Raw genomic sequence first — 26,103 nt, forward strand, 5'->3', positions numbered from 1 at the left:
CGCTGCGGGTTCAGATCAGCGGATCATTTCAGTCGGTACCTGCAGATCCTCATGGTTGTAGAGAGTCGCGATCGCCGTCGGGTCATCTGCAGCACAAACCGCGGCAACGTCATCAAGGAGGGCATCATAGTCAGCGCCGGTTTTGCCGTCGTACGCATCAGTCATGCGGCCCCACTCGTCCCAGGGCAGCATCTCAACCTTGTTCATCGCCGCGAAGTCCTTGACTGCATTTCCGCGGATCTCACCGGGCCCCCAGTTATCCGTCCCGTACACACCGAAGGAAGCAGCATCGATCTCCCCTCGACGGTAAGCGCTCCACGCTTCACCGCCAGTAAGGAACTGCTCCGGCGTGAGATCGTCCGCATTTCCCACGACATTCTGTCCAAGGACCTCAGGATCAAGGCGGATCCAACGATCGACGTCACTGTTTCGATACTCAATGATCCAGTGATCCATCGCTCGCCCGGCTTCGAAGTAGGTCGCGAACCCGCACCGCACTCGGGCCTCGATACCGCTGCGGCGCAACAGCGCGCAGGCGATCACGGCGAAATGCCGACAGGTGCCGACCACACGCTCGCCCTGATTCCGAAGCGTGTTCAGTGGCGCCGGATCGAGCGCAAGCAATAGTCCCACCAGCTCAGCTGCAGGACGAATTTGATTCTCTGCGAGGCGTTTTTCGGGGAGCTCACGTGCTGCCGAATCAGTGGGTTGGACGACGAAAGAGTGAACCGGGGAACAGATCTTCATCGGATCAGGGTCGAGCACAGCGACCGCTCCGTTCGGGACTGCGTCCAATTCGGTCAGCGGGCCAGGAGCGGAATAGTCGATTGCCATGTCCGCCAGCCTAGATGAACGAACCGACAGCGAGTCGTTATCGGTCTAAATCACTCTTCTTCTGGACCAACATCTTTCAACTCTTAGCAGATTCGGACCAGTTGCCGTGGAGCGCGAAAACGTCTGCTGTGGTGGAACCTAGCTAAGAACGGACCCAGATTGGCCAAGTCACGATATGACGAAGTCTCCTGAACCCGCTGCTCGAGTTCATTGCCTCGCGATGCGGGCTCTCGCTGTTTCGCTGCGCTTACCCACGACGACAGACCTGCCGGCTGCGGCCAGTCCCATGACGGGCATATTCGAGTAGATCGACTCGTGCCGACCGGCGCCGACGCGGTAGGTCTCGTGGTAGACCCCGACGTCGCCGCCGGCGCCGACCTTCTTGTTGAAGGCTTTCCATGCCGGCAGGTGTGGATCGTTCGGATTCTTTGCGAACGCTTCGAGTTGGTCGAAGCTGCGCCAGTACTGCACCACGGTGAAAGTGCGTCCGCCCAGCGCTATTCGAGCTCCTAACATGCCCTTGTCCGGTTGCAGTCGCAGCTCGCGCAGCATTCGAGGCATCGAGAAGAATGGGCCGATCCACTTGTGGATCTTCCAGAGTTTGTTGATGCGGATGCCGATGAGGAAGACGACGAAATCGTCATCGATCTCTGCGGTGTAGCGGCCGGTCTGGACTCGACTTCGGGCCATCGGAGCGTCCCCTTCGTTGTCGGTCCCGTGATCGATTCACGGTATGGATAGTGCTCCTATCCATAATGGATAGTGCTACTATCTACTTGTGAAGTCAAGGAAGGACCAGTGAAGGTTTCTGAACTCAGTCAGCGCAGCGGGGTTTCGGTTTCCTCCATCAAGTACTACCTGCGTGAGGGCCTGCTGACAGGCGGTGTGCAGACGGCCACCAATCAGGCTGCGTACAGCGAACAGCACATTCGCCGACTGCGGCTGATCCGCTCCCTGATCGATATCGGCGGTCTCTCGATTTCACATGTGCGTGCCACACTCGCGGCGGTTGACGATGAATCGACGCCCATGCACGACGCATTCGGGGCGGTAATGCACGGTCTCGACGAGGTGCCCACCGAGACCGTGTCCACCGATATCCAGACGGCCTACGACGAAGTGCAGGAATGGCTTTCGTCCAGGGGCTGGGACATCGATCCGGACGCTCCCGCGCCGCATCGGCTGGCCGAACTTGTCGCTACGCTGCGCCAGTTCGATTTCCCGACAACGCTCACCGACTTCGACAGTGTCGCCGATATGATCGAGCGCACTGCGCATATCGAAGTGGAGTACGCCCGGGCCATGCAGGATCGCACGTCCGCCGTCGAGACGATGCTCATCGGAACCGTAATACTCGAACGAGCCATCGTCGAGGTTCGCCGACTCGCCCTCGAAGCTGCCAGCGCCCGGATCGACATCGCGCCGCGCACGACGCCGCGCCGTTCGCCGTGACCTTTCACCTCGCTCCCATTTGTCGGCTAAGTCCGTAACGGCACAACCAGGTGTTTCGAATCACCTCACTGCTGATAGCCGAATTCGATTGCTTACCTGGACTTGTCCTGCGCCGCTAGGTACGTCGCCCAACTGGTGCTCGCATACTGAGCCCATTTATGTGCCGTCTTAGGGGCAACGCCGAAGAGATCGCTGACCACGACGGCGTCGAGATAGGTGACGTTGGCAATCATGGCCGTGTTCCGAGCAGCGCGGGTAGGCAACCCGTGTTCTTTCAACTGACGCCACAGAAGTTGGGTACTTCGAGGTCGACTCGGCGGCCTCCCCGGAAACAGGTAGGCCGGATGCCGAATATCGCTGCTTCGAACATTATCCGTTGATTTTCGGAGTAGTTCATCGATGAGTACAGCCAGCGAAGGTGGGACCATGACGGCATTCTCGTCAATCGTCAGGTAGGCCGCGGCATCCTCGTGCCGGAATCGGTCGGTGGTGAGTTCGACGATGCGGACGACAGGTAGTCCATAGAGCCTGATCAGCGCCCCGACTACCCGAATCTCGAGCGGCAGGGAGCTATCGGTGAGGCATCGCCGCAGCTGCTCGGCATGGTCTTCCTCATCCTGAAACTCTTGTGGGAGGGCATCTTTGGGACGGACTATATCGATATCGGTAACGAGGCCGCGGGCACCCATCCAGGAGATGAAGGTGAACAAGGCCTGGACATTGGCGGGGCTCGTGTCGAGGTAGGTATCGAGATGCTGCTGGCTCAGTCCTGCAACAGAAGTTCCTTTGGAATCGAGCCATATCACGAAGTCGATGGCGCAGCGGATTCGTTGTCGGTTCGACCGATTCGCTGCCTCGCGGAACGTGCCGCGCGCAGCGCGACGGCGGGCGCGACGGATGATGTGCCATTCGGAGTAAGCGCGGATGAGAGGCTGATGTTGATGCGGCAGAGCAGAAATGGTGCGGTCAGCCCAAAGTTGCAGCTGGGCCAGCGCCTCGTTGCGTCGCGGGAGAACGCCTGCGCAGACGAAGGATTCGCGGATATGGTGCGTGCGGGCGTTCTGCGGAAGTAGGTCAAATTCTTCGTGGGTGATGTCGGCACCTCGTGCAGCCAGGCTGGCGAGCAAAGTGAGGGAAGCTTCGTTGGCGATCCAGGTGTGGACGCTGCCGGGGTTCACCGCCGCGAGTGCTGTGAACAAGGGCTGTAGGTGCGAATTGGACGCCGGGTCGTCGATGTCGAGCAGTCGAGCGATCTTGGTCATCACGAGACAACGATTGCATTTGCCGTCGCGAAAGCCGGGGCCCTCCTCACCGCAACTGCGGCAGGTGAAGTCGAGGTCGACTCCGCCGCAGCGGGTGCAGGTGAAAGCGCCAGTTTCATCGACGCAGACCAGGATGCGTGTGGCATGGCAGTCCGCACAGGGTTCAGGTCGTTCCAGACGCGAGCGGTAACAACGCTGGCAGACTGACCCGAGCGGCCACCTGACGCTGATTGCTTTCGTCTCACCACAGATAGCGCAGGGTCGTTTCGGCTTGGGCCAGCAGGTCGAGCAGTAGAACGGGCCACCGCGATACCGGCCTCCGCCGCGGCGCCGACCACAGCCAGCGCAGTCACCCATGCGAGCGCATTTGTAGCAGACGTCGGGGCGGTCGCCCCCGTCTCCGCGCCGCTGGATCCGACGTATCTGCCCACAGATTCCGCAGAGCCGGGGCGGACTGCTGTAACAGCGCTTACAGACCGGCCCTTTGGACGTATTTGCGCTGATTCTCGCCACCCTGCCGCACTGGCAGCACGGCTTCTCAGCCTTGGCGGTGCACTTGCTGCAGAGCGAAGCGCCGTCCTCGGTCCGCCCCGCGAGCGGCCTGACCTCGCCGCATCGTGAGCATTTGGCCTGTCTGGCCGGATCGTGAGCATAACAACTGCGACAAACGGGGCCGTCGGGACGCCGGGTGACAATTCTGGCGGTCTTGCCACAACGAGCACACTGCCGCCGTTCGACACGCTCGAGGCATCGATCGCAGCACCGACCTTCGGGCGTTCGGCGTTTGAGCAACTTGTCAGTGCGCCCGCATAGTGCGCACCCCAATAGGACAACACTGTCTCCGAAACCGTTGGCGGTGAGTAGTTTCAGCAACCGTTCCAGGGACAGAGGACAATTCGGCGAGGGAGCGGTGAATGCATCTGGATGTTCAGCGAGGTGCCTGTCCAAGTCGCGGGCATTGCCTGTCTGGTTCCATGAACGCGCTTCCTCGAGCAGTTCCTGTGCGTGCCCGGCAGTCAGGCGAGGCCCGGCCACCTGTTGCAGGACATCGACGAGTCGCTCACGGATGTCAGTGAGGTCTCTGGACGGCATTGCTTGTCAGCCTCCTGACTCATCACTGACCCGGCCGACGAACTACTGTTCGGCGCGGCGCAATGGGCGTTGGCGCAGTGCCGCCTCCCGCAATCTTGCTGACCTGCTGATTGACGACCTGCGCTTCGATCAAATCGTTCGGTGTGCAACCGAGGATGTCGCAAAGTGCAACCAAGACGTCCATGCTCAGTCGCTGCGGGGGCTGGGTCACCAGCCGGTAAACCTGTTCCCGCGACAGGACAATGCCGCGTTCCGCCAACAGCGGCACCAGGTTTGACGTCTGAAACATCTGCTGGTCCGCCATCAGATCCCGCAACCGCCAGCGGTACCCCATTTTCTTGATCACACTCTCACATCCCAATCGTCGCCAAGCCGCGCTCTCAATGACGCAACCAACAACTGATTGCGGAACTCGTTGGACACACCGGTATAGATGGCAGTCGTCGCCGCATGCGAATGCCCGACTTGCTCCTGAACAAACCGTGGCGGATAACCGAACTCGGTCCAATGCGTCACCGCACTGTGCCGAAGGCAATGAACATCAAGGTTCTCGTCGAGGCCGGCGTCACGGCGAGCCGCCACAAACCCTTCGTTGATCGATCGCGGCGAGATTCTGCCCAATCGCTCGGTCACCCAGAGCGCCGGGTGATTCCCTGGCGAGAAACGGGGCCGCAGATCCGTCACCCATTCCTCGAGCACCTCGACAGCCCAATCCATCTCCGGAACCAAAAGCACCGAGCGTCGCTTAGGCGCAGCCCCTTTGGACGACTTTCCGAACCGCACCATCACGCTGGCGAACCGGCCGAACTGCGGCATCTTCGGGTTTCGACGTAAGTCAGCGAGGTCCAATTTCGCAGTCTCTGTGCGTCGCAGCCCGTAGGCGTAGATAGTTTTCAGGAGCGCAGCATCGCGTGCTGCACCAAGTGCGCCCTTCACTCCTCGCTCCGTGATCCTTGCGGGTCGTGCTTCCGCAGCCTCGAACAACGCCTGGATCTCGTCGTAGGTGAACGGCCGCCTGCGTGGATCGCCCTCGTAGTCGTCCTTGTGCAGGATCGAGTTTCCTTCATGTAAAATCTGTTGCGGCGCTTCACCGAACCGCTCGTGACACGCTTGCGCCCACCCGTACCGCGAATCGAGTAAGAACTCCATGAACATGCTGATCGCGACCTCGTAACTGCGAGCCGTAGACAATGCCAGAGGTTCGTCCCCACCACGAAGATGGTCGATGAAGGCTTCGCCTTCCGCCGGCGTCCACTGCCACGGATACAACCCCGAGAACGTCACAAGGCGCCGTATCAGTCGCGTTCTCCGCACCACCGTCCCCTCCTTGAGAAACCGCGCAGACTGTTGCCTGCGCCAACCCTCCAGCATCGCTGCCAACACTGCCGGCGCGGGATCCAGATGAATCACATTCTCCGCCAGCACTAAGTGCGCCGAGCCAGGCGGATCCAGAGTCATACAACTGTTGTATCAGATACAACATTGATGTGCCATACGTTGATGTGCAGCTAGCGCCCATGAACGTCGCCGCTACAACCGCAGAACTGCCTGGCCGACCTGGAAAAATGGTTCATGAACATATGCCGAATTGATGCGTCCAATGCAATTCCGCTCAGTTCTCGCGGTACTCGACGTCGCACACTAAAAGTGGTTCTGACCAGCGGGCTTCGCGGGTGATTGCTCGTGGCGGTGCGCTCGCGAACGGGCTGGTGGGTCGTTCGATGTCGATGAGTTGTTCGCGTAGTTCGCGGCGCTGTCTCGCGGAAAAGCCGGTGCCTACGTTTCCGATGTAGATGAGCGATCCGGAGAACCCTGTGGAGTTGCATCGGATGCACGCGATTCGAGGATTCTCCCTGGCGAAATCCGGGGCGCTTTGAACGACAACGCGAGTGTATCGCACCTTGCTGATCAGGCCTTCCCGGCTCTATATTGCATCTAACGCAATATACGTGCACTAGAAGGAGGCGGGGCAGCGGTGGCTGACCAGTATCGTGAGTTGCCCGGTTCTGCGCGGCTCGAACTCGTCGAAGGCGTCTCGCTGCTGCATCCCGAAGATGCCGTTCTCGGCGCGATGCTCAGAGGCTGGGAGCAGCAATTGCTCGGGGGACGGCGGATGGCCCAGCGGACGGTCCGCGCTTATCTGGGGACTGTGAACCGTTTTTTGGCCTTCACTGACGAGTATCCATGGTTGTGGACTGCTGCCCATTTCGACGAGTGGATGGCGGAGTTGGTCGGCGCTCGACAGCGTAAGAAGTCGACGCTGCGGAACTATCAAGGCGCGGTGAGAGACTTCTGCACCTATCTGATCTCGCCGCATTACAAGTGGCCGGAAGAGTGCGAAAACCGGTTCGGTACTCATCCTGTACAGATCTGCCACGAGTGGAACACGGTGGGTCACCTGGTCGACTACGAGGGCGATCCGGACCGTCGCCCGTTGAATCGCACTGAATTGCAACAACTCCTGGACTACGCCGACGAGAGGGTGGGGTTGGCGGTGAGGCGTGGCCGAAAAGGCGCGTTGACCGCTTACCGTGACGCGACGGTGCTGAAAGTGGCGTATGGCTGGGGTCTGCGCGCTCGGGAGGTCTCTCGACTCGACACCACCGACTGCTATCGAAGCCCGTCTGCCCCGGAGTTGGGCAGCTTCGGGCAATTGCATGTTCGATGGGGCAAAGCCAGTCGAGGTTCGCCGCCCAAACGGCGAATGGTGGCGAGCGTAATGCCCTGGGCAGTAGAAGCTTTGCAAGACTACGTGGCCAACATCCGCCCTCGATTCACAGACCGAGCGGATGGACCGCTGTTCATGACCGAACGCGGCACCCGGCTCCAACCGCGGGAGATCGATTCGCGATTCGCCGACTATCGCGATGCCCTTGATCTACCGAGCACGTTGGTCCCGCACTGCCTCCGACACAGTTACGTGACGCACCTGATCGAAGACGGCGCGGATCCGAAGTTCGTGCAGGAACAGGTCGGTCATCGGTTTGCGTCCACCACGGCGATCTACACCGCAGTCAGTGGAGACTTCATGAACACGATGATGCGACGAACATTGGAGCGGGGACTCTCCGCAGACGAGGAGTGGATGGATTGAACAGCAAACTCGACTACCGCTGGCACCTGCGAACGCTCATGGCCACCCGCGGTATGTTCTCCACCAGCGACCTCAAGCCACTACTCGCCGACCGCGGCGTTGCCCTGTCGACCAGTCAGGTCTATCGACTGGTCGTCGAACGGCCCGAACGGTTGAGCCTGAACACACTGGTTGCCTTGATGGACATTCTGGACTGCCGGATGGAAGACCTGATCGAGCCGGTCACCGCCACGGCCAGACGACGTAAAGCCGCCGGCGCCAACGAAACCGGGTCTGTCGGTGACCACCGCCCCAAACGTGCCCGCATCATCGGCACAAAAGAGCCCTGATGGGGAGCCGGACAGTCTCTGGGTACGCCGCAGCGGTGCTGGACGATCCGCTGTCGATCATCCACGCCGCGGTGCAACGTGCCGACCCCACACTCGCGGCTTCGGTGTTGTCAGCAGCACTCGCTGAGGCGGCACCCTCGATCACCGTCAAGCGTCGGCTGGCGCAAGCACTGTTCGAGAATCCGGAGTTGCTGACAGACCGACAACCGCTGGGCCCACCCGCCATGGATCGACTGATCAAAGCGCTGCAGGGCCACGGATCAACGGGCATCGAACTCCCCCTGTGCGGCGTGTGCCATCGCGACGTCGATCTGACGAATCGGCAGGGACCGCTACGGATCTGCGGAAGTTGCTACACCCGAGAACGCAAACGCATCGAATCCTGCACGTCCTGTGGGGAATCAACGCTCACTCGCTACCGAGACTGGGAAGGACGACCACTCTGCGCTTCGTGTGAGCGCCGGATATCGGAAGTCGATCAACTGAATCGGCTCGTCAACCAGATCACGATCATCAACGCAGACGTCGACACAGGCCTCCTCCGCGAGATCGTCGAACGTGAGCTTCCCAAGGCAGGCAATCAGAGACGAATCGCAGACGAACTCGCGGAGCATCCACTGCGGCTGACGACTGAAGCAGCACACGCCACAGCGGCAACCACCGGTCTACTCCGCGCACTCGTCAACGCAGCAATCGGCGGGTTCGTCATGCCGCCCTGCCCGTTCTGCAACCGTGCAGTCGAACTGACCACGGTGCGCGAACGGCTCCGTTCGTGCCGCCGTTGCTACGAGCAGCATCACGCCCAAGTCTGTGCAGGGTGCGGAGCCGCCCGCCCTGCCGCCAGCAGGAACGCCTCGGGCGCACCGATTTGCCGAAGCTGCCACAACCACCAGCCCGAAAACCAGGATACGTGCCCGGGGTGCGGGGAACGCGCACGGTTGTATCGGCTTGCGGGCCAGCAACCGCGCTGTCGCCGCTGTCAGCGATCACCCATAACCATCTGCGCGTTCTGCGGGAAACTCAAAGAATGCTATTTCGCCGACACCGCAACGCCGCGCTGCGAGCCGTGCTCGAGCAAACTGCTCCGCCGCGAGCCCTGCTCGGTCTGCAACCAGATTCGTATCGTGCGCACCCGCACCGCCGACGGCGCACCCGTCTGCAACAACTGCGGCCTACCGAAAGCGTTGTGCCACAGCTGCCACCGGGTCATGACCGTACGCGCATGGCTACCCGACGGCCCACGATGCAAGGCGTGCTATCGCAGACACCCCGACTCCTTCAAACCCTGCCGACAGTGCGGAAAACTGGAGCATCTCCATCATTTCGGCCTGTGCAGAGGCTGTGCCTGCATCGCTCAGCTGCGGACCGCGCTCGGTGATGACACGAACATCATCCCTCGACTCCAGCCCGTATACGACGCGCTCGCTCGTTCATCGCTTGAGAGCACGCTCACCTACCTCGAAGGGGGTGGCTCTCAGCTGTTGGGCCAGCTCCGCGAGACCGGCCGCCCCGTCACTCACCAACTGCTCGACGAGTATCGCAATTTGCCGCATACACGTCCGCTTCGGGACGCGTTGGTCTGTGCCGGTGCACTCGCGCCGCGCGACGAGATCCTCCACACCCTCGAGGAACAACTTCACCGTTTCCTCGCCGACATCGACGACGAGGAAGATCGAAAGCTGCTGCGCAACTACGCTACCTGGCGGTTGTTACACAAACTCCGGACGAAAGCACGTCGACCGCTCACCCGACCACAAGCTACTTATGCCCTGCTTAAATTGTCGATCGCGGCGGATCTTCTGGAGTACTTGCGCCGGCATAGCCGACAGCTCGAGGAAGCGGACCAGCACGACCTCGATCGCTGGCAAATGTCGAACACTCAGGCGCATCGTGCTCGTGATTTCTTCCAGTGGGCTACCGCGCGCCGGCACTTTCGACGCGGCCTGCTTCTCGCACCTCGTCCTCGTCGCCACGGCTCCGGCACCATGACCGACGACGAACGCTGGAAGCACGCTCGCCGGCTACTGCACGACACCAGCATCGACCGCTGTGACCGGTTCGCAGGGCTGCTGCTGTTGCTTTTCGCTCAACCATCAAGGCGCATAGTCACACTGCGCACCGATGCCATCACTCAACGCATCGACAACCGCGCCGTCAGTCTTGCGCTTGGAACCGAACCCGTCGTCCTCCCCACGTTGATAGGTCAGTTGGCACTCGACCTGGTCGTCAACAGATACCGCGGACGCGCCGCACTCGCCCAAACAAGCGATCACGATTGGCTGTTCCCGGGTGTACGCGCAGGAAGCCCGATGAGCAGCCAAAACCTCAATATCCGCTTCAACCGTGTAGGTATTTCAGCCCAGCCCGCGCGTACTGCAGCGTTGATGGACCTCGCCGCGCAGATGCCGGCGGCGGTACTCGCCGCACTTCTCGGCATCGAAGTAGCCACCGCCCAGGGCTGGGTCACCGAAGTCGGCCAAAACGGCGCCTACGCCGCCGACATCGCCAGAAGGCATCGACCTTCGAGCGAACAAGCAAATCCCTGACCACGACACTCGACTCTCGACCTTCCTGCGAGATAGAGCCGTTCAACCGAAAACTGCCGTCACCAGTGGACACCAGTGGGGTCACATGCGCGTCCACTCAGTCGAGACAGAACTAATTACCCTCGACGTCTTGCATCACGAGGCGCTGCTCGTAATTTTCGTCAGCGCGCAGTAGTCGCACACGCACCGCGCCGAACTCGACCAATCGTGCGCATCGGCCTAGAACGGGCGAGGTGCTCAGGATCTGCGCAATGAAAGGTGATCTGGATCTGTTTGACAGATACCATCGGTTCCCCCTGGAATCTGGGTCGTTCACGCCTGGGCGCCGGATCTCGAAATCGGCACGCTGCCTTGATAATACGCGGGTGGGCTACTTTCACGGTCCTCGTTGACGGCTCCTCCCGGTAGCCCGTGAAATCTACTCGCTGCCCCAACACGACGAAGGCCAGCGGGTCTGCTGCGATGTGTTCTTTCTAGGCGCAACAGCCACGGACGACCCACGAAGGCCGTGGTTGAGCCGATCGGCTCGCATGCTGAGAGCGCGCTGTTCGGTCGCCCGGATAACGCATGAACGGAGTCGGCGACTAACCCCTCGTCGGCCGCTGGGTCGACGTCGAAACCAACCAGCCTGCAGAACTCCTGGCGCTTTCACGCGCTACCAGGGAAGTCAGTTCCCCAGAGGCTCACCGCCCGTCCTCGGTATCTGACATGGGGTCTTTGCCCGGCGGACGGTGCCCTCGACGAGCGGATGAGTTCGCTGCGAAGTTGTCCGTGGGTGAGTGCACGTTTGCCAGGCAGGTTCCTTTTGTCGGCGGTCGAGTGCTGCAACTCTATGCAGCATTGCCACCTCAAACGATAGTACGTATGCTACAAATTATCGAACACTGACGATTGGAAGGCGTGAACTCATGACTTCGAACAACGGGGTAGTTCTCGACGTCGACGGACTGCGAATGCAGTACGACACAACCGACGTTCTGCGCGACGTGACATTCCACGCACGGCGCGGCGAGGTACTTGTCATGCTCGGCCCCAACGGGGCGGGCAAGACCACCACCATCGAAATCCTGGAGGGTTTCCGTCGGCGCTCGGCGGGCCGCGTCACGGTCCTGGGTGCCGACCCCGAACAGGGCGACGAACACTGGCGCGCTCGGATCGGCGTCGTGCTGCAGTCCTGGCGCGATCACGCGAAATGGAGGGTACGTGAACTGCTAGCCCATCTCGGCGCGTACTACCGCCCCTATTCCACCGCACGGGTCCAACGTCCCTGGGACACCGATGAACTCATCGACCTGGTCGGCCTCACCGAGCAGGCCGACGCCAAGATCTCCACGCTGTCCGGCGGCCAACGGCGCAAACTGGACGCGGCGATCGGCCTCGTCGGTCGGCCCGAGCTGCTGTTCATGGACGAACCGACCGCGGGCTTCGACCCGGCGGCGCGACGCGACTTCCATGATCTGGTGCACCGACTCGCCGACCTCGAGGACACCACCGTGCTACTGACCACGCACGACCTCGACGAGGCCGAGATCCTGGCCGACAGAATCCTGATCCTGGCCGGCGGCCGGATCATCGCCGACGGCTCGCCCGATGAGCTGTCCCGGTCGATCGCAGGCGAAGCCCAGGTGAGCTGGACCGTGGACGGCCACCGTTTCGTCCACACCACCACCGAGTCGACGAAGTACGTGCACGAACTGTTCAAGCAGCACGGTGAGAGCATCGTCGACCTCGAGGTGCGCCGCGCCTCACTGGAAGAGACCTACATGACCCTGGTCAAGCGAGCCGAGTCCGGCGAAGCGACCGAACTCGTCCACACCCTCACGGAGGTCACACGATGAACGTCACCCTCATCCGGACCGGTCTCGCCCGCGGCGCAATCGAACTGCGGCAGCTGTACACCAACGGCCCCGACCTGATCGGTCAGTTCCTCACGCCCGCCATCTCGCTTGTCGTGCTGTTCCTGCTGCGTAACAAGATGTACGGAGACAGCGGGCTCTCCGTCGCAGAGCTGGCCGTGCCTGGTCTGCTCGGGAGCATCATCGCGTTCAACGGCATGTACTCCCTGCTCAACGTGCTGGTGCTGGATCGCGAGGACGGCACGCTGTTGCGTGCCAAGGCGGTGCCCCGGGGCGTGAGCGGCTACTTCGTCGGCAAAATCGTGGCCTCCGCCGGGTCGGTGATCGTGCAGGTGATCGTCGTACTCGGGGTGGGCATCGTGATCATCGGCGGCTCCTCGCTGTCCGGGCCGGGCGCGGTGGCGACCTTCGTGTGGGTGGTGGCCCTGGGGCTGCTGGCCGTGCTGCCGTTCGGCGCGATCCTCGGCAGCGTACTCGACACACGGACGGCCTTTCTGCTGACGATGCCGCTGATGGGATTGATCGCCATCTCGGGCATCTTCTACCCGATCACTGCGTTGCCGGGCTGGTTGCAAGCCGTCGGCCAGTCGTTCCCGATGTACTGGCTCGGACTCGGCATGCGATCGGCGCTGCTGCCCGAGGACGCAGTCGCCATCGAGATCAACGAGTCCTGGCGCCATGTCGAGACGGCTGCGGTGCTGGGAATCTGGGCCGTCGTGGGCCTGCTCATTGCCCCGGTAGTGTTGCGGCGCATGGCGCGTCACGAATCAGGATCGAACATGGCTGCACGACGAGAAAAGGCGCTGCAGCGTGCCTTCTGAGATCATCCACAACCGGATCGCGATGCTGCGGGCCGAGCGGGGCTTATCGCGGCGGGAGTTGGCCGAGGCACTGGGAGTCCACTATCAGACCGTGGGCTACCTCGAACGCGGCGAATACAGTCCGAGCCTGCATCTAGCGTTGCGGATCGCCGCGTACTTCGAGGTAGCGGTAGAGGTTGTGTTCTCTACCGAGCCCTTTCCACGGCTGGGGTCGGACTCCGAAACCGCATGACTGCCGCCATCCGCCAACCGTTCCAACCGTAAGCGCACCCTCGTATGCCTCGCTGCCGCACGGGAGCACGGCCAGCTCGGATCGAAGCTTGACGCTCGATACTGGACGGGATGGCCCAGAAAGGTCTCAGTCGTCCTTACAGCCGGGGCGGGTTACCTGTACCCATGCCTTCTGACAATTATGACCACAACGGACACATTCGTAGCACCCCTTCGGAGGCGTATGGCGAAGCCATAAGCAAAGTGCCCCAATACCGGCGGAGCAGATGCTCGAATTCGACACGTTTGATTATCACGCATTACCGGTATCGTCGTGGGCGCCGAGGATGAGAGATCCGATTCCGCCGGCGGCATTGCCGGATCCGGGGACGAATCCGCAGATGATTCCTTCCGTGTTGGCGCGGAGCGGTGTTTTCAGCCAGCTCGGGGACCGTTTTCCGGGTTGGTAGGTCGAGGTGATGCTTTTGGCGACGATGCCTTCGAGGTGGTGTGTGCGGGCGACCTCGAGCATGGTCGGTCCGTCGACGTTGAGCCAGTGGGGTGGGACTTTGATGCGCGGGTGTTCGAGGCTGAGGTTGGCGAGCGCTTCGCGGCGTTCGAGGTAGGGCAGGTCGGTGGTCGATGTTCCGTCGATGTCGAGGACGTCGAAGACGTAGTAGGTGGTCAGGGCGTCGTTGCGGAGCTGCGCGGTGGGTTTGAGGACGTGCATCCGGCGCTGTAATCGGGAGAAGGACGGGACACCGTCGGGGCCGAGTGAGACGATCTCGCCGTCGAGGACGGTTTCGCGGTGGTCGAGCACGGCGCTGAGTGCGTCGAGGATCTCGGGGAACGAGGCGCTGATGTCGTTTCCGTTTCGCGACCACAGCGCCGGATCCTTGGAACCTGTTGTGGCTATTGCCCTTTGGCCATCCCATTTCGACTCGAATGCCCAGCGCTCCCCGGTTGGGGGATGCCCGAGCGTGGCGAGCATCGGCGGCACTGGCTTTCCGGAGGCGGCGCTCATGCCTTCTACTGTGCGCGGGTTTGTACTGGTTTCGGCCGGTTTTCCGAGGTTGAGACAATAGCGAGATGAGCGAGAATGCAGAACCCGATGGGGTCCAAGGGTGGAGCCCGGCCCCGGACGAGGGCCAGGCCGGCACGGTGCTTACGAAGGATGGTCAGTGGGCTTACCGGTACAAGGACGGCGCGGAGCTCATCATGATGAAGATGCCGGATCGTCCAGCCGCGAAGTAGCCGGCAGGAATTCAATAAGATCAGGTCGCCACATGTGACCGATCTGCAAGGATCTTGCAGGTCAGGACCTTGGCTCTCGCTGCGGTCTGGTCAGTGTGGCGACCTGATTCTCGTCGCAAGACACAGAGTAGTACGCGGGCCCGACATCTCGATGCAGAGATCTAGGGGCCGGTCTCCGGTTACTCGATCGGGGAGAGCGCGGACGCGCGTAGGAGGGACGAGGCTCCGAGTAGTTCGATACCGAGGAGCCGTCCGTCTCTGTCGTAGTCGAGGATGATCTGGCCGTCAGAGCTGTCGCAGTGGACGTGCTGTTGGCGCACGGCGTCTCCGTTCGCCCTGTCGGAGGCCACATAGATGTATGAAGCGTCGGCGTCAGGGTCGTATGTTGCTGCGAATGTCAGATGCATATCGAGAGGATAGTTCGGGGCGGAGCGTGGGGCGACTTGACGCTGTGGCCGTGCGGAGGACAGTGATCGTCGTGTAGGTGTCGGACATGATCGGTCGCCCGAAGTTGTTCCACCGCTTCAAGACTTCCGCTAGGCGCCATGCACGGTCCCCGGCGAGTGCGTGCAGCCAGTGCTCCGGTAGCTGTCGGCGGTCCTGCGCGGTGAGGTCGTCGATCTCGACCAATTCGGGTGCGACGACAAATCTCGCAACATGCTCCAGATCCACTCTTCCTCCATCTGCGACGTCGAGTTGCCTGTCGCTGTTCGGCATTGACCGGCGCTCATTGCTGAGGTGGCCGCTTATTGGGTTGGTGGTCCTTGTCCCAGGCGTAGTGGAGGAAGGGCCGCACGTGGGCGAAGGTGTTGATGACTTGGTGGACTATTCGCTCGATCGCGGCCGCGCCGTGCAGCGGGGAACCCTCCGAACTGCCCAGTTCCCCTTCGCAGATCACGCCGGCGGCAGAGCGGATTTCCAGCACTGCGCTGTCCGCGACTTTCAGTCCGTAGCCCCTGGCAGTCTCCATCTCGGTGGTGGGGTCTCGATGCACGTAGGTGCTCGTCAGTCGTCCCGGTGTGGGGAGAAGCACGATGCCGTCCTCGACTGCTTGTGCGATCACCACCTCGGCAAGCTCAACAGATGGAGCAAACGGAATATATGGGATCTCGCCGCGTACGTACGCGGCTTCCAGTTCCGCTGGCGAGGCGTCTACAAGGCCGACTGGGAGCCAGGTAAGCGCCCACTGCGACACATCGCTCACGATCAGGAAGGGCCATGTGCGGGAATTGAACTCGGCTTCCGCCCGCTCCCACGCTATGCGTTGACGCTCGTAGAACTGTGTGTGCGCAGTGGGAACCTCAGGCGTCGCGACCTGCACCTGCCCCGACCCCTGTGGTCCTGCCGGCCGCGGTCTCCGTTGAAACCATCTCCGCACCGACCAGCCCATCAGTCGAGTAAAGCACCTTTGCCTCCCGGCCTGGCCAGGCGGTGCAGTCGGTCCGGGGCATAGGTAACTCTCGGCGCCTTCGAGGTCGTCTCGGTGCCGACAAGGGTTGCTAGGGTTACCCGGTCATTGGAGAGATTCCTATCGAATTGGAGACGATGTTGCATGGCTGAGAGAGTGATTCGCCAACTTATCGACGATCTCGACGGTAAGCCGATCGACGACGGATTCGGCGAACGCATCCAATTCTCGTATCAGGGGTCGGACTACCTGATCGATCTGCGGCCGACGAACGTCGACAAGTTCAACGCCGCCCTCGAGCCTTTCGTGAAGGTCGCCGAGAAAGTCGGAAAGGCACGCCGCGGCAGTAAAGCTGATGTGACGGCGAAGGATACCGGTTCAGGTCGCTCGAAAGAGCAGTTGCAGGCAGTGCGGGACTGGGCAGTCAAGAACGGCTACGACGTGGCACCGCGGGGGCGGGTCAAAGCGGAGATCCTCGACGCCTTCGACGCCGCGCACTGAATTCGATCCGTTTGAGACGACACGACATTCAACGCTGATACGAAAGCGGGTGTGAGGGGAAGCGTCTCTCACACACCCGTATCTTCCTAACCCGGCGTGGATTCCGCCACCGGCCGTCAGCTGTTGCGAACTGCAGGTGTTTCCAACGGAAAACACCCGAGAATCACGCACCCTTCCTGAGTCGAAGTGTGCCGTCGTTTGCGCTCGGCCCCCGACTGCCACTGCGACCAGCAGAGATTAGACGCAGTCATCTCCGGGTACAGTTCCGCCAGCAGCCTGCGGAGTGCGCGCATACAAATCCAGTCGGTCCACCGTCGACGTCTTGCGCTCATTCTGCAGGCTGCACCTGCAACCGTCAGTCCCGATCAATACCCGAGTTCTCTTGCACGCGAGTAGGCCGGCAACGAAGCATCAGCGACGGCCTTACGCAGTTCACTCCTCGTTGAGCCAGACACCGTCGGTGGCTTTGATCTCGCGGATCATCGATGGGCCTCCGGAGGGCCAGGTTTGAATGAGGTAGTCCTCGGTGGGGGTATCGACGTCGAGGTCCCAATGCGTGGCCCGGCCGCGGGTGGCGATGCGGAAATGGCGCGCTCCCTTAGGAGAGGTGAGTTCGCCGAATTCTTCGACGATCTCGTTCTCCAAGGTGATGAAGAGCATCGGTTCACGGCATACGACGGTGACTTCCTCGATGTTGTCCCATGCATCGAGATCGATGTAGGGTCCACCGTTTTCGAAGATGTGGTCTTCGCCGGAGAGCAGTTCGAGTGTGACGTTGACCGGGCCGTAGGCGATGCCGGTGTGGACCGAGATGAGATTGTTGCCGGCGTCGAAAACCTGGCCCGTGGTGTATGTGTCCGTGGGATCGGTGTCGGCTGCGGAGATGAGAAACGTGTGGTGCCCAGCGCTGATCAAACCGGTGATCGTCATCCGTCGATTTAAGCAGCTTGAACCTTGCAGGTCCGTCGATCCCCCTCAGACGAACGGGATTTCGCGGGGGAGAACCGATCATGTCCAGCGCAGCTGAATCATCCGCCGACGACGCGCGATCCCCACCATCCTCACCGGCTCGTACAGAGAGATCACCGCGAACGTCGCAATCATCAACCCCGCCCCCGATGGTCAGGGCAGGCATACTAGGCGGCATGAGCTACAACCTGGCGTTCTGGGCTGGAGGCGATGATCTCGACCCCGACAACGTCTACACGCGCCTGAACGACGAGCAATCCGTCAAAGGTGTCGACGTGGTGGACCGGGACCGTGTCTTGCGGGCGTTTGCGGAGGACCTCCCAGGCTGGACGTGGGACGGGCAGTTCCTGCGCCCGCCCGGGACTGACCCTGAAGGAACGCCGGCCTATGACGTATCCATCGGTGAGCAGTTGGTCGAGTTCATCGGCTACAAATTCCGAGGAGAGCATGCCAACGAGATCATCGGCGCGATGCACTCACTCGGCTATCGCCTCTACGACCCGCAGATTAGTGAACGATTCGCCTGAGCCGCGACGGAAAAGGAGTGAAAATGCCGTCGACATCACTGCTCCGAACCATGACGGACGGACTGACCTTGAGAGCCATCTCGTCTGAGGGGCCGCCAGCATCCGAAAGTGTCACCGCCGCTCTCGTTGTTCGTTCGCTGCAGTTACTTCGCGACATCGACCCGGTCTTCGGTGTCGACCTCTATCAGTCGGTAGGCGACGATCTCCCCGCCCGAGGCGACGGTCGAGCAGATACTCGCCTCGAACGTTCGGCAGATCCTGGTGCCGCCGACGGAAGAATCGATCGAAGCCACATTGATCGAGAAGCGGCGATCACGCCACGCCACCGGTGGGATGTATCCACTCTCGCTCCCACAACACCTAAGCCTGTACTCGAATGCCGGCGATATTCGCGTGGTGGCTGGTTTCGGGGGCACTTCGGGGACGGGAAGTTTCATCTGCACTTTCGCCGACGAATCTCGGATCACACTGGCATTGAACCTCGTTCAAGGGCTCACTGATATCTGGGACGCCCCCACAGCGGTCCTCTACCGGCGAGCTGAGTCGCGGGTTCAGAGTTACGTGCCCGGCGGTGCGACGATCGGCAGCTGCACCTATTTGGGTCAAGAGTTCCCCGTCGACGAAACCCAGCTCCCGCCCACCGTGGAGGCATTTCCGTATCGGGACGGCACCGTGGTCATCCAGCGCGATCTGTCAGCGCCGTTGACTGCCGATGACATCCGCAGCATCCGTGCCGCGGCAAGCCTGCCCACCGAACGACGAGAAATCAGGCTACCGAAAGGCTCACGACTGGTGTTATAGATCTTCGTAGCGCTGAAGCGGGAGCTGCTCTGCCGGAACGAATCTCACCGCATGGCCGCAGATTGACGGACTTGTCGGGGGATATCTTGGGGACAACATGGGGTTCCGTAGCGATCGCCGTCAGAGTGGGGAACGGGTTCTTCAGAGGCAACGTATGTCCCAAGAGCGCTGACGCGATCACCGTTGTCGAATCACTAGGCAGTGACGACCACGGAATGTTCGAGTACCGCGTCCGATGCCCAGTGTGCGGCTGGTGCGAGCACGGGCGGGCGAGCGAGATCACTCCAAAGGACTCCGACGAGTGACGCTCAATTCTCAATGGAGGTGCAGGTAGGGCAAGGCCGTCGAGCGACGGTTCGACTGGCGTTCCACAGGTGCGGATCAGGCCTGTCCGGGCTTCGAGTGACTTGCAGGTTGGTGAGCGGGCCAATCCGTCGGCGTGCACGTTCAAGATCTGGATTATCTGTCTCCAAGAACGGTATAGGCAGCATGACCTTTCTCAGTTCCTCGCACGCTCTGTATGCGACCGATGACAGTTGACAATCGATTGGTCGGCATTCTCCCAACCCCGCCGAAGTTCTAAAAGCCTCACACACAGCACACAACCCCACGACGGCGCCGTGTGTGTGGCGATCTCATCGGAAGCGAAGTTGCAGCCCACCCCGCTGCGGCCCGCACAGAACCGAGGAGACCGGATGCACAAGGAACAGCGCCGACTCGTCGCCAAACTTCACGACGCCGGATACGTCACTCGCCGCACCAGCAGACAGCACCTTCTCGTGCTCCATGACGGGCAGATCATCACCTGCTTCGCCGGCACACCGAGCGACTTCCGCAGCTGGCGGAACTCGCTGGCTCCGCTGCGCGCCTCGGTTTCTGTGCATGACCTCTACGAAGGGAACACCGATCATGACGATCACCCGCACCACGTGTGCTGCTGCCTTGTTGGTGCTGACGGCGGTGACGACGTTGTCCGCCTGCAGTAGTGAATCCCCGTCCGCGTTGACGATCGCGATGACGGCGACCAGCAACGAACCTGCCCCCTCGACCGAGGCGATCATGGATCTGCTGACCGAACACGCGGCTGGATCTCTGAATCCTGAAGACGGCATCGTCACCCTGGTCACTCCGGAAACGACCACCACCGTCGATCTGACTCCGATGCGCGGCGAGGCCGTCGAGGCTACTGACGGCAAGGCGGAGAAGAAGATCGCCGCGAACATCGAGAACCTTCAGCAGACTGCGTCTTCAGTCAGCTCGAGCCACCCCGGGTTGGATGTGTTGGGTGTCCTCGATCGGGCACTCGAGGCCACCACCTCCGGAGGTCGGGTAGTCCTCATGAGCAGCGGATTCGCCACGGTCGACCCGATCGATCTCAACGCCGCCGGCAACTGGATCACCGCTCCTGATCAGTTCGTCGACGCGATCGATGATCGGAACCTGCCCGACGCGGCGGGCAAGAACATCACTTTCGTCGGCCTGGGCTACCCGGCTCCCGGTAGTGCTCAGACGGTCGCTGGTCCGGCGGTGAGGACTGCGTTGCAGACCATGATGACCGGTCTCTGCTGGCGGATGAATGCCACTGCTTGCGACGTGCTTCCGGGGCCGGTGAGTGATCTGCCGCCGGTGTCGACGACTCCGGTACCCGTCGTCGAGCTCAACCAGCTGAGCACACAGTGCGCCGGTCAGATCGACATCGACACCAGCATCGCGTTCGCCCCGGAAAGCGACATCCTGCTCGGCGGTGTCGATGGCGTGCTTGCACCGATCGCGCAGGAGTTGAACAACTGCCCCGGAACGACGGTTGTCGACGCGGTCGGCCACAGTGCCTCCGTCCCTCACGAGAGTTGGGGTGGTGGCCCTGACCTCGAGAAGCGCCGCGCGCAGGCCGTCCTCACCCGACTCCGTGACCTCGGCGCTCCCATCGCGGCGATCGGGACCGCCCGCCCCGGCGGGCAGATCATCGACAACATGCCCGGTGGCAACTTCCGCGAAGACCTCGCGGTGCGCAACCGCATCGTCACCCTCACCATCAACTAGTAGAACCAACTACTAAGGCGGTGGGAACGGTGGACGGTATTTGGCTCTTCCCCTCGGAAGATCTCAAACTTCTTGGGAAGATCTCAAACTTCTTGGTCGTTTCCCCGACCTTAGGCGTCAAGCACATTGGAGATCTCTTCAAGTAGAGCGAGAGCATCTTGAGCGATGTCAGTTGGTGATGTCGCGGCAACTTTCTCGAGCATGGCGCGTGCAGTGACGAGGTCGTTGTCTTCGTACGCTAGGACCGCGGCGGCTACCTCTGATTCAAAGTGGCCAAGTGCGCCCGCCATCTCGAACCATATTCTCGCGGTGCCGTGATCATTGTCGTCGCGCGCTTTCTTGCCGAGGTTGGCCATGGCCTCGGTCTGGCCGTGGGCAGCCGCGCATGCAAACCAACCCCACGCCCTGGGCATGTCGTTGTCGATATGGCACAAGACCGCGAGGTTGAACATGGCGTCCGCTTCGCCGTACGTGGCGGCCATTTCCCACCAGCTTCGAGCCGCGTCGACGTCTGCGCGGTCGTGAGCGTGCACCCCGAGGTTGAACATGGCGCCGCTGTGACGATGGTCCGATGCCACTTTGAACCAATGCTCCGCCGCGACGTAGCGCTCTGAGTTGTACTCCCACTGCCCGGCGTGGAACTCGGCATTCGAATCGAGTTCGAGGCCAGTCAGGAGATTGAGTGAACGGGTTGCAGCTCTCAGGTGTGGGGTGAGGGCGTCGAAGAGTTGATACTCCTCCTGATCATGGTCGGGGGTGCGGATGAGGATGGCGTGGGGAGATCCTTTGTAACCTTCGGCGGCCCAGCCGAAGGCGTCGTCGAATTGACCAGTGCGCCAGGGGAGATTGGGGCGAAAGCGCAGGTAGTGCAGCTTGCAGAGTTGTTCGAGTTGTTTAATTTCGGCGCCGGTGGGGTAAAGAATGGTCGCATCGATCGCCGCTTCGATGAGAGCAGCGCGGATACCGCCGGCGGCGAGTTCTTTGGTGGCTTCGGATTTGAAGTGATCTACGGAAGCGAGCGCTTCGGCCAGGCGTGTGAAATCGAGCCCTGCGACCGGAGACGTTACGTTGTCCAATAGTGCTGTGGCTGTTCCTAATTCGGAGGCGTCGAGGATTGTTTGGTAGTAGATTCGGTGTTCGTCGAGGAGTTCGATCAGTTCAGGTGTCGCACCGATCCGGGACAGATCGGCATCAGCGGTGACGGTGCGGTTGTTGATCTGATTGCGCCATGTGCCGAGGTCGTGTTCGTGGACGATGACGATCAACCGGCTCCTCGAGGCGAGTTCGGTCAACCGCTGCGCGTTGAGCCCGTCCATAGGGTTCACACCCAAAAACTGGGCGTCATCGAGAACGACAACGCCAGGGCCGGCGTTCTTTTCTTTCCTATGCAGATCAACCAGCGCTGGCAGGACCCCAGGGGCGGGGTTGATCCATTGCACCGTGGCATCCGGGACCGCACCGGCGAGTGTTTCGAGGACGCTGCGCGATTTCCCGGATTTCGGTGGGCCCACGACCACGGTGATACCTGTGGAGATCGCCGTGAGCCGTTCCGCAAGCTGAACGTCCGCGGTCCGCGCGACGTACGGAGGTATTCCGCCGCCGAACATCGACGACCCCAGATTCAGTGCTTTCGGGTCGAGTTCGGCTGCCGACACAGGTTCCGTGGCGGTGAGATCGCGGGTTTTGCGGGCGCGTTCCTCCGAATGTGCGCCTTCAGCTGCTTGTTTTGCCGTACTCGTCCGTGACGCGTCTTTCGCATTGTGGACTGCCCAGAACACCTTCGCGAACGTGTCCCACCGGCCGTCGGGATCCAATCCCAGTCTCTGGATACGCTCAGGCGGCTGCGGAACGGCGTCACTCACCACCGCGATGAGCGCTTGCTGTAGGGCATCCTTGTCCGGCGTCGTCGGCACCGGCGCAGGGTCCTCCGCGCGCCCTTTTCTCCATTGGGTATACGCGCTAGACGGCGTCTTATTGCCGACGTGCCACCCCTTGCCTAGCCCGTCCAAGAGGTCATGGTCGCGAAGGTATCGCTGCATCCACCGGTAAACAGCGGGCAAGTTTTGGTACGCCTCGATTGTCTCCTCGAGCCATACCGAATACGCGCGTTGCGCTGGTGTCCAGCTCAGCTCTGGCTCGTTCGTCAACATCGCCCCTTCGAGGTTCAGACCGGACGGGCGGTCAGACGATTCTCGGACCAGGCGCGTACGCGCCTATCTATTTACAGCACACACAGCACACAACCCCACGACAGCGCCGTGTGTGTGGCGATTTCGTTATCTCATCGCCCCGGAATCCTCCGGAGCATGTGAGAGTCGAAGGGGCAGTCACGATGACTGACATCGAGAACTTTGAGAACCAGTTCGCCCGGTGGGAGGACCCGGCCGGCAAGCCTGCACGCGGGGAGGTGACGATTCCGCGGGGGGAGAAGATCTCCTCGCTGTTCGGTCTCGGCCCTATGCCGGCGTCGAAGATCCCCGCAGTCCAGGCGCTGGTCACCGAAAGCCATCGCCTCGACACCCGTCCTGTGGTTGGGGAGCTGACGCTCGGTGAGCAGGCGGTGCGCGCGAAGGTCGTCGGCCGTGCGGAGAAGGGGTTGGCGAAGGACGTCGAACGCAAGGTGGTCCCGTTGATCGCCAAGCTCCGCAGCTTGTACGGCCAGATCAACATGCTCGACAAGCTGATCGGCGCTGCTGACATCATGTCGCTTCATGGTCCGAACGGGGAGTTGCTCACTCCGGGTGAGGCGCAGGACGCGCACGACACCATGCGTGATCAGGTCACGCGCAAGATCGGGGAGGGTTCCAAGGAGCACCTCATCGACCGCGATTACAGCAAGGCCCGGAATCGGCGGTTGATGATGCTCGATTTCCCGGTGTTCCTGTTGGCGATGATGGGCTTGCTCAACGTCAACCTGCGTCAGGTGTTCAATCTCGATGGACCCGCGTTGGTCGGGGCTGGCACCGCGATCGTGTTCGCGATCTTCGGTACCTGGCTGTTCGCGGAGATCATGGGCCGTAGCGGTGCCCGGCACCGTAGGTTCAAGGACGCGGACACCGCGCTCGGGGCTCCGGATTCGACCCGCAAACGGATGCGCGCCGAGCAGATCGCGCTTGCCGCGATCGTGATTTTCGCGTCGTCGGTAATGGGGATCCGTATCTTCACCGAAGGGATGGAAGCGGATACGCCGCTGGCGTTGGTGCTGACCTTGAGTGGATTGCTGGCGGTTCTCGTCGGTACGGCGGGCTACTTGAACTACATGTCCGAGTACGAGAACGGCTCTGATCAGACCGATCGCGTCAAGCATCTGGCCAGTCAGCTCGGGAATCGTGAAGCGACCATCCAGCAGCTCGGCAAGCAGCGCGCTCTTCTCGTGGAGGAGTCGGGGATCGTCCTTGCTACCTTGCACCGGACCCTCGCTGCTGCGTCCGAGGCCGCGGCGCAGAGGGTCACCGGCAGCAGCGCCGACAAGGCGATTCGCGCGTCCCGTTCCTACGCCGGCTCCCGCACCGCCGTGCCTGCGCCGGCCTTCGACAGTCCGACCATCCTCGAGATCGGACGTCAGGCCAACGAGTTGACCGAACACCACGCTCTGCTCAATCCGAAGGAGAACTGACCACCATGGATTTCAAGAAGATGAAGGCGGCCGGGAGCCGGATCGGCGCCACCGTGGGCGTCCTCGGGGCTCTCGGTGGACTCGGGGGCGACCCGGTTGCCCGCAACAGCAGCACCGGCTTGGGACAGCAGTACGCCAAGTACGCCAAGGACGTGAGGCTCCCGAGCAGCGAGAAGGAGATCGCGCGGATCTTGCGCACGGCCACTCGTGAGAAGGGGACGCGTCTCAAGGGTGGTTACAGTCTCAACGGCAAGGACATCAAGAAGTTGAAGTAGCCGCCTCGACACCCTGTTGGCCCGGAACCGATCTGGTTCCGGGCCAGTGGAGTTCGCGGATTGCTGAGTAGTCGGCACGCTGAAAGTGCTTCCCACCGTTTTGCTACATAACTACTATTATGTAGCAAAATGAGTGGGCCTGACCCCACTCCCCACGCTGTCGACGAGAGGCCCCCGAACTGTGAGCACCTCCCTCGACGTCGCGTTCGATACCTTCATGAACTGGCGCAAGGGCGGAACCATGTCTACCCACACCGCTGAGGCTTACCGCCACGATTTCGTCGGCATCGCTGACGCCCTCGCCGCCGACTTGACCGTTCCGATCGAGCACCTGACGACAGCCGTCCTCGACAAGGACCACATGCGCCGTGCGTTCGCCCGGTTCGCCGAAACCCGCGCTCCGGCGAGCGTGCGGCGTTGCTGGTCGACGTGGAATACGTTGTGCGGCTTCTGGTGCACCGAGGATCTCCTCGAAGCCAACCCGATGTCGACGGTTCGGCGGCCGGCGATGTCCAAGCGGCAACCGTCGTCGTTCGACGGCGAAGCTGTCGCGAAATTGTTGGCCGCAGTGGGTGATCCGGACGACACCCACGCTCGAGCCTGGCCGGAGCGTGACCTGGCGATCGTGCTCACCTCCCTTCTGACCGGCTGCAGGCTCTCCGAACTCGTCGGCCTCGACATCCGAGATCTGCGCGATGTGGACGGCGCCAACGGCGCGAAAGCGGTACGCGTGCGAGGAAAGGGAGACAAGGATCGCACCGTCACGATCGAAGCTGGCCTGGTCGACGTACTCGGTGAGTACCTCGCGTCGCGGGCGATCCGTTTTCCTCACACCGGTCGCGTACGTGCGCGATCTGATTCCACACCGTGGACCCGTTTCCGGGCGACCGATCCCCTGTTCGTCGGCCCGGACGGTGCTCGCGTGTCGAGATCGCTGGTGCAATACCGCACCAAACGGGCGTACTTCCGGGCCGGTATTGAGGACCAGAAGGTGCGCGGAGCTCTGGTGCACCAGTTGCGGCATACTTTCGCCACCGGTCTTGCGGACCAAGGTGTCTCGGTTTACGAGTTGCGGCAGATGCTCGGGCATTCGTCGATTCAAACGACGTCTCGCTACACCGCGGCAGCCGGGCAGGAGACACGCGTCGCCGCAGCGGCGAACCCCGTCTACAAGATGCTCGAGTAGAACTCGCCCACGTCGACCCACTCCGACGTC

The 26,103-nt window shown here is 61.7% G+C and carries 28 protein-coding genes and 1 pseudogene; 16 read left to right on the forward strand and 13 right to left on the reverse strand.

All coding sequences use genetic code 11. The features are described 5' to 3' along the window. Positions 1-15: 15 nt before the first annotated feature. Complete coding sequence (locus tag BH682_RS31160; protein ID WP_075835860.1) at positions 16-834, reverse strand: transglutaminase-like domain-containing protein; 819 nt, start codon at positions 832-834, stop codon at positions 16-18. A 207-nt stretch (positions 835-1,041) separates the two neighbouring features. Beyond that, positions 1,042-1,524 (reverse strand): DUF4188 domain-containing protein, encoded by a 483-nt coding sequence (locus BH682_RS31165; protein ID WP_075835861.1) that lies wholly within the window; start codon positions 1,522-1,524, stop codon positions 1,042-1,044. A gap of 108 nt (positions 1,525-1,632) precedes the next feature. On the opposite strand from BH682_RS31165, the gene BH682_RS31170 reads away from it, so the two are divergent. After that, positions 1,633-2,286 carry a MerR family transcriptional regulator gene (locus tag BH682_RS31170; RefSeq protein WP_075835863.1) on the forward strand — a complete coding sequence of 218 codons (654 nt, stop codon included), beginning with the start codon at positions 1,633-1,635 and terminating at the stop codon, positions 2,284-2,286. Positions 2,287-2,378: 92 nt separating this feature from the next. On the opposite strand, the gene BH682_RS35740 is transcribed toward BH682_RS31170, so the two are convergent. The 4 genes from BH682_RS35740 to BH682_RS31190 form a co-directional block, all read right to left on the reverse strand. Continuing rightward, the gene (locus tag BH682_RS35740; protein ID WP_157127674.1) at positions 2,379-3,551 is read right to left on the reverse strand and encodes a hypothetical protein; all 1,173 of its coding nucleotides are present in this window, start codon (positions 3,549-3,551) and stop codon (positions 2,379-2,381) included. A gap of 1,111 nt (positions 3,552-4,662) precedes the next feature. Further along, positions 4,663-4,986, reverse strand: a complete 324-nt coding sequence (locus BH682_RS31180; RefSeq protein ID WP_075835866.1) for a helix-turn-helix domain-containing protein — start codon at positions 4,984-4,986, stop codon at positions 4,663-4,665. After that, the gene (locus tag BH682_RS31185) at positions 4,983-6,065 is read right to left on the reverse strand and encodes a tyrosine-type recombinase/integrase (protein WP_083954774.1); all 1,083 of its coding nucleotides are present in this window, start codon (positions 6,063-6,065) and stop codon (positions 4,983-4,985) included. Before BH682_RS31185 ends, BH682_RS31180 begins: the two co-directional genes overlap by 4 nt. A gap of 187 nt (positions 6,066-6,252) precedes the next feature. Continuing rightward, positions 6,253-6,540: an ATP dependent DNA ligase gene (locus tag BH682_RS31190; protein WP_075835870.1), complete on the reverse strand. Its 288-nt coding sequence runs from the start codon at positions 6,538-6,540 to the stop codon at positions 6,253-6,255. 171 nt (positions 6,541-6,711) lie between these two features. Here BH682_RS31190 and BH682_RS31195 point away from each other — a divergent pair, with 171 nt between their 5' ends. The 3 genes from BH682_RS31195 to BH682_RS31205 are packed head-to-tail and all read left to right on the forward strand — an operon-like array spanning position 6,712 to position 10,609. After that, positions 6,712-7,734 (forward strand): tyrosine-type recombinase/integrase, encoded by a 1,023-nt coding sequence (locus tag BH682_RS31195; RefSeq protein ID WP_083954781.1) that lies wholly within the window; start codon positions 6,712-6,714, stop codon positions 7,732-7,734. Next, positions 7,731-8,063, forward strand: coding sequence for a helix-turn-helix domain-containing protein (locus BH682_RS31200; protein WP_083954782.1), 333 nt, complete (start codon positions 7,731-7,733; stop codon positions 8,061-8,063). Before BH682_RS31195 ends, BH682_RS31200 begins: the two co-directional genes overlap by 4 nt. Beyond that, entirely contained in the window at positions 8,063-10,609 is a 2,547-nt protein-coding gene (locus BH682_RS31205; protein WP_075835874.1) for a hypothetical protein, read from the forward strand. The genes BH682_RS31200 and BH682_RS31205 overlap by 1 nt, the downstream gene beginning before the upstream one ends. Before the next feature lie 112 nt (positions 10,610-10,721). Here BH682_RS31205 and BH682_RS36860 read toward each other — a convergent pair. Next, a pseudogene (locus BH682_RS36860) lies at positions 10,722-10,823 on the reverse strand (VOC family protein); the annotation flags it as partial. Between the two features lie 694 nt (positions 10,824-11,517). Between BH682_RS36860 and BH682_RS31215 the strand changes: the two are divergent. Genes BH682_RS31215 through BH682_RS31225 form a run of 3 tightly spaced genes read left to right on the forward strand, consistent with a single transcriptional unit; the run spans position 11,518 to position 13,518 of the window. Then, positions 11,518-12,447: an ABC transporter ATP-binding protein gene (locus tag BH682_RS31215; RefSeq protein ID WP_054781833.1), complete on the forward strand. Its 930-nt coding sequence runs from the start codon at positions 11,518-11,520 to the stop codon at positions 12,445-12,447. Continuing rightward, positions 12,444-13,286 (forward strand): ABC transporter permease, encoded by an 843-nt coding sequence (locus tag BH682_RS31220; protein ID WP_054781832.1) that lies wholly within the window; start codon positions 12,444-12,446, stop codon positions 13,284-13,286. Before BH682_RS31215 ends, BH682_RS31220 begins: the two co-directional genes overlap by 4 nt. Continuing rightward, positions 13,276-13,518 (forward strand): helix-turn-helix transcriptional regulator, encoded by a 243-nt coding sequence (locus BH682_RS31225; RefSeq protein WP_054781831.1) that lies wholly within the window; start codon positions 13,276-13,278, stop codon positions 13,516-13,518. Before BH682_RS31220 ends, BH682_RS31225 begins: the two co-directional genes overlap by 11 nt. A 291-nt stretch (positions 13,519-13,809) precedes the next feature. On the opposite strand, the gene BH682_RS31230 is transcribed toward BH682_RS31225, so the two are convergent. Continuing rightward, on the reverse strand, positions 13,810-14,520 hold the full coding sequence (locus tag BH682_RS31230; protein WP_232354260.1) for an ATP-dependent DNA ligase: 711 nt from the start codon (positions 14,518-14,520) through the stop codon (positions 13,810-13,812). Between the two features lie 65 nt (positions 14,521-14,585). On the opposite strand from BH682_RS31230, the gene BH682_RS36515 reads away from it, so the two are divergent. Beyond that, positions 14,586-14,750, forward strand: coding sequence for a hypothetical protein (locus BH682_RS36515; protein ID WP_198174640.1), 165 nt, complete (start codon positions 14,586-14,588; stop codon positions 14,748-14,750). 179 nt (positions 14,751-14,929) lie between these two features. Here the strand turns inward: BH682_RS36515 and BH682_RS31235 are convergent, their stop codons facing one another. From BH682_RS31235 to BH682_RS31245, 3 genes are read right to left on the reverse strand one after another with little or no spacing between them, the layout of a single operon-like run. After that, positions 14,930-15,157, reverse strand: a complete 228-nt coding sequence (locus BH682_RS31235) for a DUF2283 domain-containing protein (RefSeq protein ID WP_075835878.1) — start codon at positions 15,155-15,157, stop codon at positions 14,930-14,932. Further along, a complete protein-coding gene (locus BH682_RS31240) occupies positions 15,123-15,467 on the reverse strand; it encodes a hypothetical protein (protein WP_198174641.1) in 345 nt (114 codons plus the stop codon). The genes BH682_RS31235 and BH682_RS31240 overlap by 35 nt, the downstream gene beginning before the upstream one ends. A 10-nt stretch (positions 15,468-15,477) precedes the next feature. Continuing rightward, positions 15,478-16,071, reverse strand: coding sequence for a hypothetical protein (locus tag BH682_RS31245; RefSeq protein ID WP_075835880.1), 594 nt, complete (start codon positions 16,069-16,071; stop codon positions 15,478-15,480). Positions 16,072-16,302: 231 nt separating this feature from the next. Here BH682_RS31245 and BH682_RS31250 point away from each other — a divergent pair, with 231 nt between their 5' ends. After that, positions 16,303-16,659: a histone-like nucleoid-structuring protein Lsr2 gene (locus BH682_RS31250; protein ID WP_047269234.1), complete on the forward strand. Its 357-nt coding sequence runs from the start codon at positions 16,303-16,305 to the stop codon at positions 16,657-16,659. Between the two features lie 432 nt (positions 16,660-17,091). Here BH682_RS31250 and BH682_RS31255 read toward each other — a convergent pair whose 3' ends face one another. Further along, entirely contained in the window at positions 17,092-17,589 is a 498-nt protein-coding gene (locus BH682_RS31255) for a hypothetical protein (protein ID WP_075835882.1), read from the reverse strand. 215 nt (positions 17,590-17,804) lie between these two features. Between BH682_RS31255 and BH682_RS31260 the strand changes: the two genes are divergently transcribed. The 4 genes from BH682_RS31260 (at position 17,805) to BH682_RS31275 (ending at position 20,996) form a co-directional block, all read left to right on the forward strand. Then, positions 17,805-18,155 (forward strand): hypothetical protein, encoded by a 351-nt coding sequence (locus BH682_RS31260; RefSeq protein WP_064112259.1) that lies wholly within the window; start codon positions 17,805-17,807, stop codon positions 18,153-18,155. Between the two features lie 261 nt (positions 18,156-18,416). Continuing rightward, positions 18,417-18,956 (forward strand): hypothetical protein, encoded by a 540-nt coding sequence (locus BH682_RS31265; RefSeq protein ID WP_232354261.1) that lies wholly within the window; start codon positions 18,417-18,419, stop codon positions 18,954-18,956. Positions 18,957-19,651: 695 nt separating this feature from the next. Further along, positions 19,652-19,942 carry a hypothetical protein gene (locus BH682_RS36075; RefSeq protein ID WP_157127675.1) on the forward strand — a complete coding sequence of 97 codons (291 nt, stop codon included), beginning with the start codon at positions 19,652-19,654 and terminating at the stop codon, positions 19,940-19,942. Continuing rightward, on the forward strand, positions 19,866-20,996 hold the full coding sequence (locus BH682_RS31275) for a hypothetical protein (RefSeq protein ID WP_157127676.1): 1,131 nt from the start codon (positions 19,866-19,868) through the stop codon (positions 20,994-20,996). The genes BH682_RS36075 and BH682_RS31275 overlap by 77 nt, the downstream gene beginning before the upstream one ends. A gap of 110 nt (positions 20,997-21,106) precedes the next feature. Here BH682_RS31275 and BH682_RS31280 read toward each other — a convergent pair whose 3' ends face one another. Next, entirely contained in the window at positions 21,107-22,909 is a 1,803-nt protein-coding gene (locus BH682_RS31280; RefSeq protein WP_075835888.1) for a tetratricopeptide repeat protein, read from the reverse strand. Between the two features lie 419 nt (positions 22,910-23,328). Between BH682_RS31280 and BH682_RS31285 the strand changes: the two genes are divergently transcribed. The 3 genes from BH682_RS31285 to BH682_RS31295 all read left to right on the forward strand — a co-directional run bounded on the left by BH682_RS31285 (position 23,329) and on the right by BH682_RS31295 (position 26,073). Beyond that, positions 23,329-24,612: a hypothetical protein gene (locus tag BH682_RS31285; RefSeq protein WP_157127677.1), complete on the forward strand. Its 1,284-nt coding sequence runs from the start codon at positions 23,329-23,331 to the stop codon at positions 24,610-24,612. Positions 24,613-24,617: 5 nt separating this feature from the next. Then, the gene (locus tag BH682_RS31290; RefSeq protein ID WP_075835891.1) at positions 24,618-24,887 is read left to right on the forward strand and encodes a hypothetical protein; all 270 of its coding nucleotides are present in this window, start codon (positions 24,618-24,620) and stop codon (positions 24,885-24,887) included. A gap of 181 nt (positions 24,888-25,068) precedes the next feature. Continuing rightward, on the forward strand, positions 25,069-26,073 hold the full coding sequence (locus BH682_RS31295; RefSeq protein ID WP_231915854.1) for a tyrosine-type recombinase/integrase: 1,005 nt from the start codon (positions 25,069-25,071) through the stop codon (positions 26,071-26,073). Positions 26,074-26,103: the final 30 nt, after the last annotated feature.

Origin of the sequence: Rhodococcus sp. YL-1 (assembly GCF_001942025.1) — a bacterium.
Classification (GTDB): domain Bacteria; phylum Actinomycetota; class Actinomycetes; order Mycobacteriales; family Mycobacteriaceae; genus Rhodococcus_F; species Rhodococcus_F qingshengii.